This window comes from Sphingopyxis sp. (assembly GCF_035944815.1).
In the GTDB taxonomy this organism is placed as follows: Bacteria; Pseudomonadota; Alphaproteobacteria; order Sphingomonadales; family Sphingomonadaceae; genus Sphingopyxis.
On the sequence record NZ_DASZAU010000007.1, the window covers coordinates 87,131 to 100,119 of the forward strand.

General features: G+C 64.2%; 17 protein-coding genes. 15 read left to right on the top strand and 2 right to left on the bottom strand.

The genetic code is table 11. From position 1 onward, the window contains the following. Positions 1-31: 31 nt before the first annotated feature. The 3 genes from rimM to VGU00_RS10225 all read left to right on the top strand — a co-directional run bounded on the left by rimM (position 32) and on the right by VGU00_RS10225 (position 2,824). On the top strand, positions 32-523 hold the full coding sequence (rimM, locus tag VGU00_RS10215; RefSeq protein ID WP_327468117.1) for a ribosome maturation factor RimM: 492 nt from the start codon (positions 32-34) through the stop codon (positions 521-523). Continuing rightward, a complete protein-coding gene (locus tag VGU00_RS10220) occupies positions 520-1,254 on the top strand; it encodes a metallophosphoesterase family protein (protein WP_327468119.1) in 735 nt (244 codons plus the stop codon). The genes rimM and VGU00_RS10220 overlap by 4 nt, the downstream gene beginning before the upstream one ends. A gap of 94 nt (positions 1,255-1,348) precedes the next feature. Continuing rightward, entirely contained in the window at positions 1,349-2,824 is a 1,476-nt protein-coding gene (locus VGU00_RS10225; protein ID WP_327468120.1) for a serine hydrolase domain-containing protein, read from the top strand. A 70-nt stretch (positions 2,825-2,894) separates the two neighbouring features. Here the strand turns inward: VGU00_RS10225 and VGU00_RS10230 are convergent, their stop codons facing one another. After that, positions 2,895-3,095: a hypothetical protein gene (locus VGU00_RS10230; RefSeq protein ID WP_294030529.1), complete on the bottom strand. Its 201-nt coding sequence runs from the start codon at positions 3,093-3,095 to the stop codon at positions 2,895-2,897. A 101-nt stretch (positions 3,096-3,196) separates the two neighbouring features. Here VGU00_RS10230 and VGU00_RS10235 point away from each other — a divergent pair, with 101 nt between their 5' ends. From VGU00_RS10235 to VGU00_RS10285, 11 genes are all read left to right on the top strand, one after another. Continuing rightward, positions 3,197-4,120: a LysR substrate-binding domain-containing protein gene (locus VGU00_RS10235; RefSeq protein WP_327468125.1), complete on the top strand. Its 924-nt coding sequence runs from the start codon at positions 3,197-3,199 to the stop codon at positions 4,118-4,120. A 49-nt stretch (positions 4,121-4,169) separates the two neighbouring features. After that, positions 4,170-4,472, top strand: a complete 303-nt coding sequence (locus VGU00_RS10240) for a hypothetical protein (protein WP_327468127.1) — start codon at positions 4,170-4,172, stop codon at positions 4,470-4,472. Further along, positions 4,469-5,206 carry a tRNA (guanosine(37)-N1)-methyltransferase TrmD gene (gene trmD, locus VGU00_RS10245; protein ID WP_327468129.1) on the top strand — a complete coding sequence of 246 codons (738 nt, stop codon included), beginning with the start codon at positions 4,469-4,471 and terminating at the stop codon, positions 5,204-5,206. The genes VGU00_RS10240 and trmD overlap by 4 nt, the downstream gene beginning before the upstream one ends. A gap of 5 nt (positions 5,207-5,211) precedes the next feature. Further along, complete coding sequence (rplS, locus tag VGU00_RS10250) at positions 5,212-5,589, top strand: 50S ribosomal protein L19 (protein ID WP_137891798.1); 378 nt, start codon at positions 5,212-5,214, stop codon at positions 5,587-5,589. Positions 5,590-5,687: 98 nt separating this feature from the next. Beyond that, positions 5,688-6,299 (top strand): DUF1287 domain-containing protein, encoded by a 612-nt coding sequence (locus VGU00_RS10255; protein ID WP_327468133.1) that lies wholly within the window; start codon positions 5,688-5,690, stop codon positions 6,297-6,299. Between the two features lie 46 nt (positions 6,300-6,345). Then, the gene (locus VGU00_RS10260; protein ID WP_327468134.1) at positions 6,346-7,371 is read left to right on the top strand and encodes an aspartate-semialdehyde dehydrogenase; all 1,026 of its coding nucleotides are present in this window, start codon (positions 6,346-6,348) and stop codon (positions 7,369-7,371) included. A 59-nt stretch (positions 7,372-7,430) separates the two neighbouring features. Next, a complete protein-coding gene (locus VGU00_RS10265; protein WP_327468136.1) occupies positions 7,431-8,210 on the top strand; it encodes an arginine deiminase family protein in 780 nt (259 codons plus the stop codon). 142 nt (positions 8,211-8,352) lie between these two features. Beyond that, positions 8,353-8,982, top strand: coding sequence for a DUF2238 domain-containing protein (locus VGU00_RS10270; protein WP_327468138.1), 630 nt, complete (start codon positions 8,353-8,355; stop codon positions 8,980-8,982). Then, on the top strand, positions 8,975-9,580 hold the full coding sequence (locus VGU00_RS10275; protein WP_327468140.1) for a hypothetical protein: 606 nt from the start codon (positions 8,975-8,977) through the stop codon (positions 9,578-9,580). Before VGU00_RS10270 ends, VGU00_RS10275 begins: the two co-directional genes overlap by 8 nt. A 1-nt stretch (position 9,581) precedes the next feature. Then, positions 9,582-10,037 (top strand): GFA family protein, encoded by a 456-nt coding sequence (locus VGU00_RS10280; protein ID WP_327468142.1) that lies wholly within the window; start codon positions 9,582-9,584, stop codon positions 10,035-10,037. Between the two features lie 112 nt (positions 10,038-10,149). Beyond that, a complete protein-coding gene (locus VGU00_RS10285) occupies positions 10,150-10,713 on the top strand; it encodes a YqgE/AlgH family protein (protein ID WP_327468144.1) in 564 nt (187 codons plus the stop codon). Here the strand turns inward: VGU00_RS10285 and VGU00_RS10290 are convergent. Continuing rightward, a complete protein-coding gene (locus VGU00_RS10290) occupies positions 10,710-11,108 on the bottom strand; it encodes a hypothetical protein (protein ID WP_327468146.1) in 399 nt (132 codons plus the stop codon). The two genes, VGU00_RS10285 and VGU00_RS10290, sit on opposite strands and share 4 nt — an antisense overlap. Positions 11,109-11,501: 393 nt before the next feature. Between VGU00_RS10290 and ahcY the strand changes: the two genes are divergently transcribed. Next, a complete protein-coding gene (ahcY, locus tag VGU00_RS10295; protein WP_327468147.1) occupies positions 11,502-12,917 on the top strand; it encodes an adenosylhomocysteinase in 1,416 nt (471 codons plus the stop codon). Positions 12,918-12,989: the final 72 nt, after the last annotated feature.

A 12,989-nucleotide genomic window follows, 5' to 3' on the forward strand; every position in this document is an offset into this window, starting at 1 on the left:
GGCTGGCGAAGAAAAGGCCGAAGGCTAAGCCTTGGCCGACGCACAACGCCCCGTCACCCTCGCCGCCATCGCCGGCGCGCACGGGGTACGGGGCGAGGTGCGTCTCAAACTGTTCGGCGAAGGCGCGGAGGCTCTCCGCGCCTTTTCCGTTTTTGACGCTGGGACAAGCAAGCTGACGCTCAAATCGGTGCGTCCCGCCAATCAGGGCGCGGTCGCGACCTTCGCCGAAATCACCGACCGCAGCGCCGCCGAGGCCTTGCGCGGAACGGTGCTCACGGTGCCGCGCTCGGCGCTGCCCGCGCTGGGCGAGGGCGAATATTACCACCACGACCTGCTCGGCCTGCCGTGCGTGTCGACCGACGGCACGGCGATCGGCCATGTCGCCGCGGTCGAGAATTTCGGTGCGGGCGACATCCTCGAAATCGAAAAGCCCGACCGCAAGCGCTTCATGGTCCCGATGACCGAGAAGGCCGTTCCCGAATGGGGCGAGCAGGTTGTGATTTCGCGCGACTATATCGAATGAAGCGGATCGCCGTTCTTTCGGATATCCACGGCAACCTCCCCGCGCTCGAGGCGTGCGTCGACGGTGCAAGGCGGCGTGGGTGCACCACCTTCATCAATCTGGGCGATATCCTGTCGGGGCCGTTATGGCCGGTCGAAACCGCCGCCTATCTGCGCCCGCTCGAATGGCCCACGATCGCCGGCAACCATGAGCGCCAGTTACTGACGCAGACGCGCGATCAAATGGGCGATTCGGACCGTTTTGCCGACGCCGCGATCGGCGAGGGCGAACGCGCGTGGCTCCGGACGCTGCCGCCGGTGCTCGCGTGGCGGCCCGACATCTATCTGTGCCACGGGACGCTTCACAGCGATCTCGACTATATGCTCCACGACGTCGGTGAAGCGGGAGTGAGCGATACGCCGGCCGATGCCGTCGCCGCGCGTGTGGCCGGCCGCGACGAACGGCTTGTCCTGTGCGGACATACCCATGTTCCGCTTCAGGTGAAGCTGGCCGATGGCCGCACGGTCGCCAATCCGGGCAGCGTCGGGCTCCCCGCCTATGACTGGGACCGGCCGCACTATCATGTGATGGAAACCGGATCGCCCGCGGCGCGCTATGCCGTGGTCGACGGCGACACGCTTCATGTCGATCTGGTCGCCGTCGCTTATGACCATGAGGCCGCCGCGCGCAAGGCGGAGGCCGAAGGGCGAAGCGATTGGGCGATCGCGCTGCGCACCGGGCGCGCCCGATAGCGATGTTGCGACGATAGGGCGCAAATGATAGCCCCATGACATCCTGAAGGGGGATTTCATGCGCTTGAAAACCGGACTTTTCCTCGCCCTGCTTTTGGCGCCACTTTCTGCGCAGGCGCAAGAGCCCGCCCCCAAGACCCTCGACCAACTCGCGCCCGAGATCGACGCGCTCTTCGCGAAATATCAGGCCGACCAGCATATCCCCGGCATCGTCTATGGCGTCGTCAAGGATGGCAGGCTGGCCTATGTGAAGGGCATCGGCGTCCAGAATATCGATGACAAGCGTCCTGTTACCCCCGACAGCCTGTTCCGCATCGCGTCGATGACCAAGGCCTTCACCGCGCTGTCGATCCTGAAGCTGCGCGACGATGGAAAGCTTCGCCTGGATGACCTTGCCGAGCAATATGTGCCCGAAATGAGGGGCTGGACCTATCCGACGAAGGACAGCCCGCGCATCCGGGTGCGCGACCTGCTCCAGCATGTCGGCGGCTTCGTCACCGACGATCCGTGGGGCGACCGGCAGCAGGTGCTGCCGCAGGCCGATTTTACGAAGATGATCGCCGCGGGCGTGCCATTCAGCCGCGTGCCGCAGAGCCAACATGAATATTCGAACTTCGGCTACGCCTTGCTCGGCCGCATCGTCGCCAACGCGTCGGGCATGCCCTATACCGACTATGTCCGGCAGACGATCCTGACCCCGCTCGGCATGACGAGCAGCGGCTTCGACGCGCCGAAAGCGCCCAAGGCGCGCTACGCGCTCGGCTATCGCTGGGAAAATGAGAAATGGACCGCCGAGCCCGAAATGGCCGACGGCGCGTTCAACGCGATGGGGGGCTTGCAGGTCAGCGCGAACGACTATGCCAAATGGGTCGCCTTCCTGCTCTCCGCCTGGCCCCCGCGCGACGATGCCGACACCGGCCCGGTCAAACGGTCGACGGTGCGCGAGATCGCGCAGGGGCTGAACTTCGTATCGGTGACGAACCGCATCGGCGCCAGCGGCGCCACGGCGTGCAAACAGGCCGCCGCCTATGGCATGGGCTGGCGCGTCGCACAGGATTGCGACCTCGGCCTCACGCTGGCGCACGGCGGCGGCTATCCGGGCTATGGCAGCCATGTGATGCTGATGCCCGATCGCGGCGTCGGTGTTTTCGCACTCGCGAACCGCACCTATGCGGGGCCGTCGGCACCGGCCTGGGATACGGCGGTGGTGATGGACAAGGCGGGGTTGCTCGCACGGCGCGACGAGCCGGTTTCGCCCGAAGTGGCCGAAGCCTATGCGGCAGCGAGGGCGGCCTATACTGCGGGCGATCTTGGCCCGTTGCAGGGGCGGCTCGCGATGAATTTCCTGTTGGATCGCTCGGCCGAAAATTGGAAAGCCGAACTGGCGAAGCTGAAGGCCGAGGTCGGTGCCTGTCCGTCCGACGAACCGCTCGCGCCCATGGGCGCGATGTCGGCGGCCTTCCGGCTCAATTGCGACAAGGGCAAGCTGGACGGGATGCTGCTGCTCGCGCCGACCGTGCCGGCGACGATCCAGGCGCTACGCTTTCGCGTCGTTCCGCCCGAAAAATGAACGGGGTGGAGCTTGCAAGGGGGCGGCTCCACCCCGTTTCGCCCTGGACCTTTTGAGAGGGGGCAGGGAATTATCGCGCGCGGCGCGGGCTGATGCCGCAACGCGCGGCGGCGCGGGTGAAGAAACTGTCTTCGCCCGGCGCGCTTGCCGGACCCATATATTCGCCCATGCGGCGAAAGGGTTCGGCCAGCCATTTGATGGCGCGGGTGATATCGGCGCTGAAATGATCATGACCGTCATTCCAAACGCGCATGAATTGCTCGTCTTTCATCGTTCATCTCCTTTCGCTTGGTGCAGCCTGAATGCGCCTTTTCGTGCCGTGCCGCCAACAAAAGGCGTAGACCATGGTATAAGTCAGGCTTATAAGAAGGCGTGTCCCGCCTGCCGCCCCTCGCTGCCATACGCACCTTCGAAGCCGCCGGTCGTTTGCAGAATTTCTCGCGCGCCGCCGAGGAGCTGGGGCTGACGCAGGCGGCGGTCAGTTATCAAATCCGCCAATTGGAGGACCGGCTCGGCCGCGCGCTCTTCGTGCGCGAGAAGGGACGCGTGCGGCTCTCCGAAACGGGGCAGCGGCTGCTCCCCGCGATCAGCAACGCCTTTGCGACGATGGGTGACGCCTTCGCTGCGCTCGGCAGCGACGAGGCCGATGTGTTGACGATCAACGCTGCCACCAGCTTCGGCGGCACCTGGCTCAGCGCGCGCATCGGTAGCTTCCAGCTCCTATATCCCGAACTCGCGGTGCGGATGTCGATGAGTAACGAGCTCGTCGACTTCGACGCTTCGAATGTCGATGTCGCCATCCGCATCGGTAAGGGGGTGTGGCCGGGGCTGCGCAGCGATTTCCTGATGCGTCAGTATCTCGCGCCGATCGCCTCACCCGCCTTTATCGAAGAACATGGCATAACCGAGCCCGCCGACCTGCTGCGCGCGCAGCGGCTCGCGCCGAACGACAGCTGGTGGGCCGAGTGGTTCGCGCTGGCGGGAGTAAAAACGCCGCCGGTGCCGTCGCGGCGGGGGATTGAACTCGACAGCCAGTTGCAGGAAGCGAGCGCGGTGCAGGCGGGCTTCGGCGTCGCGATGATGACGCCGCTCTATTGGCAGACCGACCTCGCGAGCGGCCGCATGGTCCAGCCGTTCGATACGCTCTATGTCTCGCCGTCGTCTGGCATGTGGCTCGTCCACCGCGAGAATCGGGTCGGGGTGCGCAAGATCGAACGCTTTCGCGAGTGGCTTCACGCCGAAATCGGCAAGGATCGCCACCTGCTCCCCGACGCGCTATGGGAGCCACCGCTATGAGTTTGGTTGTCGATTTGCGCGGTGATAATCCGAATATGGTCAAGCAGTGATGGCTACTCTCACCGCATTCGCCATTTTGGGATCAATAATGATCGTCGCTGGCATTCTGTTTGGCGCCATCGGGCTCTTTATTGTCCGAAGGCGCTTTATGGCATATCTGGCTTCGCTCGTCCCAAGCGTTGCCTTCTCTTTTGCCCTATTGGCATTCGGGCTGTCATTCATGCGCGACGAGACAACCACCGCCACGGAATTCCTGTGGCTCGTTGGATATATGGCGATGTTAATGATTCCGTTCGCCTTTTTTGGCGCATTCATTGCGACGTTCATGATCAAGCCGAAGAACTCCCAATGACCTTCACCGCCGTCCCGCTCACCCTCTACCCCGATATGTTCCCCGGCCCGCTGGGGCACAGCATGGCGGGGCGCGCGCTCGAAAGCGGGACTTGGCATTGCGCTCCGGTGCAGATTCGCGATTTCGCGACCGACAAGCATCGCACCGTCGATGACACGCCCGCCGGCGGCGGGGCGGGGATGGTGCTCAAGGCCGATGTGCTCGGCGCCGCGATCGACCATGCGGCAGCCGCGCACCCGGACCTCCCGATCCTCGCGATGACCCCGCGCGGCGCGCCGATCACGCAGGCGCGCGTGCGGCAGCTTGCGTCGGGCCCCGGCGCGATCATCCTCTGCGGCCGCTTCGAGGGATTCGACGAACGTATCTTCGACGCGCGGCCGATCGAACAAGTGTCGATGGGCGACATCATCTTGTCGGGCGGGGAGATGGGCGCGCTGCTGCTGCTCGACGCTTGCATTCGGCTGCTTCCCGGCGTAATGGGCGCGGCTTCAAGCGGGGACGACGAATCGTTCGAAAACGGTTTGCTCGAATATCCGCACTATACCCGGCCCGTTACTTGGGAAGGGCGCACGATCCCCGAAGTGCTGCGATCGGGGGATCATGCGAAGATCGCGGCCTGGCGGAAACGACAGGCGGAAGATCATACACGGTTACGCAGGCCGGACCTTTGGGAGCGCCATGAGGGCGCTCGGGTTGGGCCTGCCTCTGGCGCGCGGCGAAAAGAAAAGGACTAGAGGACATGAACCTCATCCAGACGATCGAAGCCGAAGAAATTGCCAAGGCTGGCAAGACCATTCCGACCTTCCGTCCCGGCGACACGCTGAAAGTCGGCGTGAAGGTGGTCGAAGGCGAACGCACCCGCGTCCAGAATTTCGAAGGCGTGTGCATTGCACGCTCGAACAAGGGCATGGGCTCCAACTTCACCGTGCGCAAAATGTCGTTCGGCGAAGGTGTCGAGCGCGTGTTCCCGCTCTATTCGCCCAACATCGACTCGATTACCGTCATCCGCAAGGGTGCCGTGCGTCGTGCGAAGCTTTACTATCTTCGTGGCCGCACTGGTAAATCGGCGCGTATTGCGGAGCGCCGCGAATACCGGTCGGAAGCCGGCGAAGGCTAAGGAGAGCTTCTCTCACCCAAAGCCGAAACAGCTTTCAAAAACGACCGGTTCCGCCAACAGGCAGAGCCGGTCGTTTTCTTTTGGGCAAAGCGAATTTGATGCAAGCGTCCGTCCTCCCGTTCCAGCCGACACGGCGCGCCTTCCTCGGCGCGGTACTTGCCTTTGGCGTGTCAGGCGAGGCGATGGCGCTCACCAATGCGCAGCGCGTCGTGGCGGCGGCGCGGCGTCAGGTCGGCGTCACGCTGACCTATGACCCCGCCTATACCGTACTGCGTTTCCCGAACGGCGATGTCGACCGCGCGAAGGGCGTGTGCACCGATGTCGTGATCCGCGCCTTTCGCGATGCGCTTGGCGCCGATCTCCAGGCCCTTGTAAATGCCGACATGCGCGCCAACTTCGGGGCCTATCCGAAAAACTGGGGGCTCGGCCGCCCCGACCGCAACATCGACCACCGCCGCGTGCCCAATCTCGCGACCTTTTGGCGGCGACAGCGCGCTTCGCTGCCTGTCACCGACGATCCTGCCGACTGGCGTCCGGGCGACATCTTCACCCAGATGGTCGGCGGCCGCCTGCCGCACACGGGCATCGTGTCGGACCGCAAGGATACGACCGGCGTGCCGCTCGTGCTCCACAATATCGGGGGCGGGACGCGCGAGGAGGATGCGCTGTTCAAGCACAAGCTGACCGGCCATTTCCGCTGGAAAGTCTGAATATTGCAATGTTTTCAACCGAGTATTTGCACTGAGGAGTGAGTAAATGGGTTATCGTATCGTAGTCGCCGGAGCCACGGGCAATGTCGGGCGCGAAGTGCTCGCCATTCTCGCCGAGCGCGAATTTCCCTACGACGAACTGGCGGCGGTCGCATCGTCGCGCAGCCAGGGCGACGAGATCGAAATCGGCGATACCGGTAAAACCGTGAAGTGCCAGAATATCGAGAATTTCGACTGGTCGGGCTGGGACATGGCGATTTTCGCTATCGGCAGCGACGCGACCGCGATCCACGCGCCCAAGGCCGCCGCGGCGGGCTGCGTCGTGATCGACAATTCGTCGCTCTATCGCATGGACCCCGACGTGCCGCTGATCGTGCCCGAAGTGAACCCCGACGCGATCGACGGCTATACGAAGAAGAATATCATCGCGAACCCCAATTGCTCGACCGCGCAGATGGTCGTCGCGCTGAAGCCGCTCCACGACGCGGCAAAGATCAAGCGCGTCGTCGTCTCGACCTATCAGTCGGTGTCGGGCGCGGGCAAGGCGGGCATGGACGAGCTGTGGAACCAGACGCGCCAGATCTTTGTCGGCGACGAGAAGGACGTGCAGAAATTCACCAAGCAGATCGCGTTCAACGTCATCCCGCACATCGACAAATTCCTCGACGACGGCTCGACCAAGGAGGAGTGGAAGATGGTCGTCGAGACCAAGAAGATCCTCGATCCGAAGATCAAGGTCACCGCGACCTGCGTCCGCGTTCCGGTCTTCGTCGGCCATAGCGAAGCGATCAACATCGAGATGGAGGATGAACTGTCGGCCGAGGACGCACAGCGCATCCTGCGCGAAGCCCCCGGCGTCGTGCTCCACGACAAGCGCGAGGACGGCGGCTACATCACCCCCGTCGAATGCGTCGGCGATTTCGCAACCTTCGTGTCGCGCGTTCGCGAAGACCCAACGGTCGAAAACGGCCTCAACCTCTGGTGCGTCAGCGATAACCTGCGCAAGGGCGCGGCGCTGAACGCGGTGCAGATCGCCGAACTTCTCGGCCGTCGCCACCTCAAGAAGGGCTGAGCCCGATCCTCTCTCCGTTCGCATCTCGACTTCGGGATGCGAACGGGTAGGGATGGCGCATGACCAGTCCCTATGCCTTCACCCGTGCCCTTTGCCGCGCCCCCGCGCGGTCGGCGGTCAAGGGTATCCGCGCCGACGGCGGTCCCGATCCCGACTTCTACGGCCTTCTGGCCGAGCATGAAGCCTATGTCGCGACGCTGCGCGACCTCGGCCTCGCGGTCGAGGTTCTCGAACCGCTCGATGATTTCCCCGACGCGCTGTTCACCGAAGATGTCGCGCTGACATTTCCCGAAGGTGCGATCCTGCTCCGTCCCGGCGCGCCGAGCCGCGCGGGCGAGGTCGACCATATCCGCGAGCCCCTCGCCGCGCACCACGGCCGCCTCCTCGAAATGACTGGCCCCGGCTACGCCGACGGCGGCGACATATTGCGCCTTGCCGACCGCGTGATCATCGGTCTCTCGGCGCGCACCGACCGTACGGGCGCCGAAGAGTTGGCGAGCCTGCTCGGCCAGCTCGGTATCCGCGCCGAGATCGCCGAAACCCCGCCGGGCGTCCTCCATTTCAAGACCGGCTGCGGGCTGATCGATGCGCGCACGATCCTCGCCGTCCCCGCGCTCGCCGCTTGTCCGCAGTTCGAGGGGCTGGAAGTCGTGACGACCCCGCCCGGCGAAGATCCCGCCGCCAACATCCTGCGCATTCAGGGCACCGTGCTCGTCGGCGACCGCTGGTCCGCGACGCACGCATTGCTTGGCGCGCGTGGCATCGCGATCCGCCCGCTGCCCACCGACCAGATCGCGCATATCGATGCAGGGCTCAGCTGCATGTCGCTCCGCTGGTGACGCATCGAAAATCGCTGTCCTACAATATCTTGGTGGATTAGGTCGTCGGCATGATATCAGTCCCGACCTCCTGCCCGATACATGCATTTGCGAGTGAAGTTAGGCGGTTTTCCGCCATTTATGCCCCGACGGATTTTGGTCGATGACGGGGGGCTCGTCGCAGCTCAGGTCGCAAAAACGTCTTCTCGGCGCGCTTCTCGTCCTGCTTCTCCTCGCGCAGATCGACCAGCCCTATCCCGAGGTCGCGCTGCTCCAGCATATCCCGACGATGCTGCTGATCGTCGCCGCGCCATGGCTGCTCCGCCGCTGGCCGCTCTCGACCGCGTCGGTCGCGTGCATCGTCCTCTTCATGGCGCTGCACACGCTCGGCGGGCGCTATGCCTACAGCAATGTTCCTTATGACGACTGGGCGCGCGCGCTGACCGGCACAAGCCTCGCTGATGTTTTCGGCTGGACGCGCAACCATTACGACCGCCTCGTCCATTTCGCGTTCGGCGCGCTGTCGGTGACCCCCGTGACCGAGATCGCACGGCGTTGGGGCGGGCTCGGCCCGCGCGGCGCGGCATTGACCGTGCTCGGCTGGGTCTTGGCGATATCCTGCCTCTACGAAATCTTCGAATGGCTGCTCACCATCGTCGCGGCGGGCGAAACCGCCGACCGCTACAATGGGCAACAGGGCGACATCTGGGACGCGCAAAAGGATATGGCGCTCGCGACCCTCGGTGCGATACTGGTCATGATATTTCGCGGCAGGAGATCGAGCGATGCGTAAGTGGACAACCTTCGCGATGTTGGCGCTGCTCGCCGCGTGCAAACCCGCCGCCGACAAGGCACCCGCTGACGCCGACCCCGTCGCGCCGCCGGTCCCCGAGGCGAAGGCCGATGGCCCGAACGCCGCGACCACCGCGGTCAGCCTCGACGGTGAGGGGCTGCGCTTCATCGACAAGGCCAGCGGCAAGGCCAGTCTGCTCGCCTTCGGCGTCCCGCGCGCGCAGGCCGAAACCGCGCTCGCCAATGTCGCGGGCGCGGAAGACGACCGCAGCACGAACGAGGAATGCGGCGCGGGGACGATGGAGTTCACCCGCTACGACGCGATGACGCTCAACTTCCAGGACGGCAAATTCGTCGGCTGGTTCCTCGGCAATGAACCCGGCGCCGCGACCTATTCGACGATGAGCGGTATCGCCATCGGCACGACCCGCGCCAAGGCCAAGGAATCGGTGTCGATCGTCGACCTCGAGGACAGCACGCTGGGCGAGGAATTCAGCATCGGCACCGGCGACAATGTCATCGGCGGCATGTTCGCGGCGCCCGGCGATGCGGCGAGGATCGACGCGCTGTTCGCCGGCACCAACTGCTTCTTCCGTTGATATGGCGACCGAGTTCACCGGCGGCTGCCGCTGCGGCCAATTGCGTTACCGCTTCGAGCACGACGGGCCACTGCTCAACTATTGCTGCCACTGCCTCGACTGCCAGAAATCGACCGCGAGCGCGTTCGCCGATCAGCTCATCGTGTCGACCGACGCGTTGACGCTGACCGGGCGCAGCGTGCTCTATTCGACCGAGCGCCCGTCGGGCGGGACGACGAACAACCGCCATTGCCCCGACTGTTTCAGCCGGGTGTGCAATGCGAACACCGTCTATCCCGCAATGACGATCGTGCGCGCGGGGACGCTCGACGATCCGTCGGGCCTCGAACCCTTCGCGCATATATGGACCCGCCGGAAACGCGGCTGGATCGCGATCGACCCGGCGGTGCCGAACTTCGCCGAAAGCCCCGACCCGGCGGAATTCATGCGGCTGGCGATGACGCGCCGGCCCGGCTGAGCGGGCCGGAAACCTCCGGTGGCGTCCGTTCTCCGCGCAGACGACGGCATTCGACCCTTTGTATTGGGCAAAGGCGCTGGACCCATTCGGCGTGTCGCGGCATTGTAGCGATATGGAGACCGTGCCCACCTGGTTCACCGGCCAATTGCTGCTCGCGCTGCCCGGCATCGGCGATCCCCGTTTCGAGCATTCGGTGATCGCGATGATCAGCCACGACGAAGAGGGGGCGATGGGAATCGGTATCGCCGATCCGATCGCCGGGATGACCGTCGGTGCGGTGCTCGACCAACTCGAGATCGAGCATGACCAGCCGCTCGAACAGCCCGTGTTTCTGGGCGGGCCGGTCGAGCCGTCGCGCGGTTTTGTGCTGCATAGCAAGGACTGGGGCGGCGAGGCCGCGGTGCAGGTCAGCGATCGCTGGATGGTGTCGAGCTCGCACGACATATTGCGGGCGATCGGCGAAGGGCGCGGTCCGTCGCGCTGGCTGGTTGCGTTGGGCTATGCCGGATGGTCGTCGGGGCAGCTCGAGGGCGAACTGGTTCGCCATGGCTGGCATGTGACGCCGGGCAGCGATGCCCTGTTGTTCGAAACGCCGCCTGCCGAACGGTGGCAGGCGGCGTTTGCCGAAGCGGGAGTGGACGCCCGCTTGCTGACAACCGAAGGCGGCGAGGCTTAGCGCGCGAGCGCGAGCAGCGGCTTGCCCTGATTGAGGTTGGCGAGCGCGGTGCGGGCGGCCCAGCGCGAGTCGACATAGTCGCCGTTCGCCAGTTCGACGTCGTAGCGGATCGGGCTGCCGATCGCCGAGTCATAGGCGGCGGCGGCCTCGGCGGTGCGACCCAGGCGAGCATAAGCGGTGCCGAGATTGATCAGGCGCGACGGGTCGCGCGCGTCGAGGCGGGTGTCGCCGGTGAGCTTTTCGATCGCGACCTGGTTTTCGCCGGCCTTCAGCTCGGCATAAGCGACCGGCAGTACCTCCGAATCGGCTTGCGGCGCCGTCACGACCACGATCGATTGCGCCGCGGCGGGGCTCGAAATGGCCAGAGCGATCAGCGGCAGCAGAATTTTTTTCATCTTGCGTATCTCCCCGAAAACTTGAGGTGATTTTCTCGCGCGCCGTACAAAAAGTCAATGTTTTCGGGGGTTTGTAACATTGCTGTCACAAATAGCGATTATGCTCCACGCAAGGCGCATTATAAGTCAGGATTTTCAGAATCTTGGACTTTGCGACTCCGTGTCACAATTGGGCGGCGCGGATTGTCACAATTGCGGCCTGCGAAAATTATTTTGCACCGGCGCGCTTTTTTGCGCGCCGATTCGTGTGCGCACCATCGGTCGCCGGACGGTGCCGGGCACGCGATATAAAGAAAAGTTTATATTTGATCGGCGGCGGCGTTTCGGCTAGGGCGCGCACGATATTTCGTGGCCGCTCGCCTGCGGTCGTATTGCCAAAATGGAGAATCCCCCGTGGCCACTCTCGCCGCCGACGCCCGCGATTATGTCGTTGCCGACATCAGCCTCGCCGATTTCGGGCGCAAGGAAATCAACATCGCCGAAACCGAGATGCCGGGCCTGATGGCGCTGCGTGCCGAATATGGCGCGGCGCAGCCGCTGAAGGGCGCGCGCATCACCGGTTCGCTGCACATGACGATCCAGACCGCGGTGCTGATCGAGACGCTGACCGCGCTCGGCGCCGAAGTCCGCTGGGCGACGTGCAACATCTTCTCGACGCAGGACCATGCCGCCGCCGCGATCGCCGCGTCGGGCGTGCCGGTGTTCGCGGTGAAGGGCGAAAGCCTTGCCGATTATTGGGACTATGTCGGCCGCATCTTCGACTGGGGCGTGGAAGACGGCACGACGTGCAACCTGATCCTCGACGACGGCGGCGACGCCACGATGTTCGCGCTGTGGGGCGCGAAGCTCGAGGCCGGCGAAACGATGCCGGCGCCCGAGAATGAGGAAGAGATCGAAATGCAGCGCGCGCTGAAGGCGTTCGTTGCCGCCAACCCCGGCTACCTCACCAAGACGGTGAAGGCGATCAAGGGCGTGTCGGAAGAAACGACGACCGGCGTCCACCGCCTGTACCATATCGCGAAGAAGGGCGAGCTGCCCTTCCCCGCGATCAACGTCAACGACAGCGTCACCAAGTCGAAGTTCGACAACCTCTATGGCTGTAAAGAGTCGCTGGTCGACGCGATCCGCCGCGGCACCGACGTGATGCTCGCGGGCAAGGTCGCGACCGTCGCCGGCTTCGGCGACGTCGGCAAGGGCAGCGCCCAGAGCCTCCGCAACGGCGGCGCGCGCGTCCTCGTCACCGAAATCGACCCGATCTGCGCGCTGCAGGCGGCGATGGAAGGGTTCGAGGTCGTGTCGATGGACGAAGCGGTGAAGCGTTCGGACATCTTCGTCACCGCGACCGGCAATGCCGACGTGATCACCGCCGAACATATGGCGGCGATGAAGAATATGGCGATCGTCTGCAACATCGGCCACTTCGACAGCGAAATCCAGATCGCGGCGCTCGCGAACTACAAGTGGACCGAAGTGAAGCCGCAGGTCGACTTGGTAGAATTCCCCGACGGCAAGCAGATCATCATCTTGTCGAAGGGCCGCCTCGTGAACCTCGGCAACGCGACCGGCCACCCGTCGTTCGTGATGTCGGCGAGCTTCACCAACCAGACGCTGGCGCAGATCGAGCTGTGGACGCGTAGCGAGCAGTACAAGAATGACGTCTATGTCCTGCCTAAGCACCTCGACGAAAAGGTCGCGGCGCTGCACCTCGAAAAGCTGGGCGTGCACCTGTCGCAGCTGACCCAGAAGCAGGCCGACTATATCGGTGTGCCCGTCGAAGGCCCGTTCAAGCCCGATCATTACCGGTATTGATCGGGCGGGAAGGCGTTGCCTTGTTGCAACAGCTGGAAAATTATTATCGAAAATTCTGAATTGTTATAGAAA

Bases quoted from the DNA above. Each gene is read 5' to 3' on its own strand.
- VGU00_RS10220 (WP_327468119.1), top strand. From the start codon at position 520: ATGAAGCGGATCGCCGTTCTTTCGGATATCCACGGCAACCTCCCCGCG.
- VGU00_RS10230 (WP_294030529.1), bottom strand. From the start codon at position 3,095: ATGAAAGACGAGCAATTCATGCGCGTTTGGAATGACGGTCATGATCAT.
- VGU00_RS10240 (WP_327468127.1), top strand. From the start codon at position 4,170: ATGGCTACTCTCACCGCATTCGCCATTTTGGGATCAATAATGATCGTC.
- trmD (WP_327468129.1), top strand. From the start codon at position 4,469: ATGACCTTCACCGCCGTCCCGCTCACCCTCTACCCCGATATGTTCCCC.
- rplS (WP_137891798.1), top strand. From the start codon at position 5,212: ATGAACCTCATCCAGACGATCGAAGCCGAAGAAATTGCCAAGGCTGGC.
- VGU00_RS10255 (WP_327468133.1), top strand. From the start codon at position 5,688: ATGCAAGCGTCCGTCCTCCCGTTCCAGCCGACACGGCGCGCCTTCCTC.
- VGU00_RS10260 (WP_327468134.1), top strand. From the start codon at position 6,346: ATGGGTTATCGTATCGTAGTCGCCGGAGCCACGGGCAATGTCGGGCGC.
- VGU00_RS10265 (WP_327468136.1), top strand. From the start codon at position 7,431: ATGACCAGTCCCTATGCCTTCACCCGTGCCCTTTGCCGCGCCCCCGCG.
- VGU00_RS10270 (WP_327468138.1), top strand. From the start codon at position 8,353: ATGACGGGGGGCTCGTCGCAGCTCAGGTCGCAAAAACGTCTTCTCGGC.
- VGU00_RS10275 (WP_327468140.1), top strand. From the start codon at position 8,975: ATGCGTAAGTGGACAACCTTCGCGATGTTGGCGCTGCTCGCCGCGTGC.
- VGU00_RS10280 (WP_327468142.1), top strand. From the start codon at position 9,582: ATGGCGACCGAGTTCACCGGCGGCTGCCGCTGCGGCCAATTGCGTTAC.
- VGU00_RS10285 (WP_327468144.1), top strand. From the start codon at position 10,150: ATGGAGACCGTGCCCACCTGGTTCACCGGCCAATTGCTGCTCGCGCTG.
- VGU00_RS10290 (WP_327468146.1), bottom strand. From the start codon at position 11,108: ATGAAAAAAATTCTGCTGCCGCTGATCGCTCTGGCCATTTCGAGCCCC.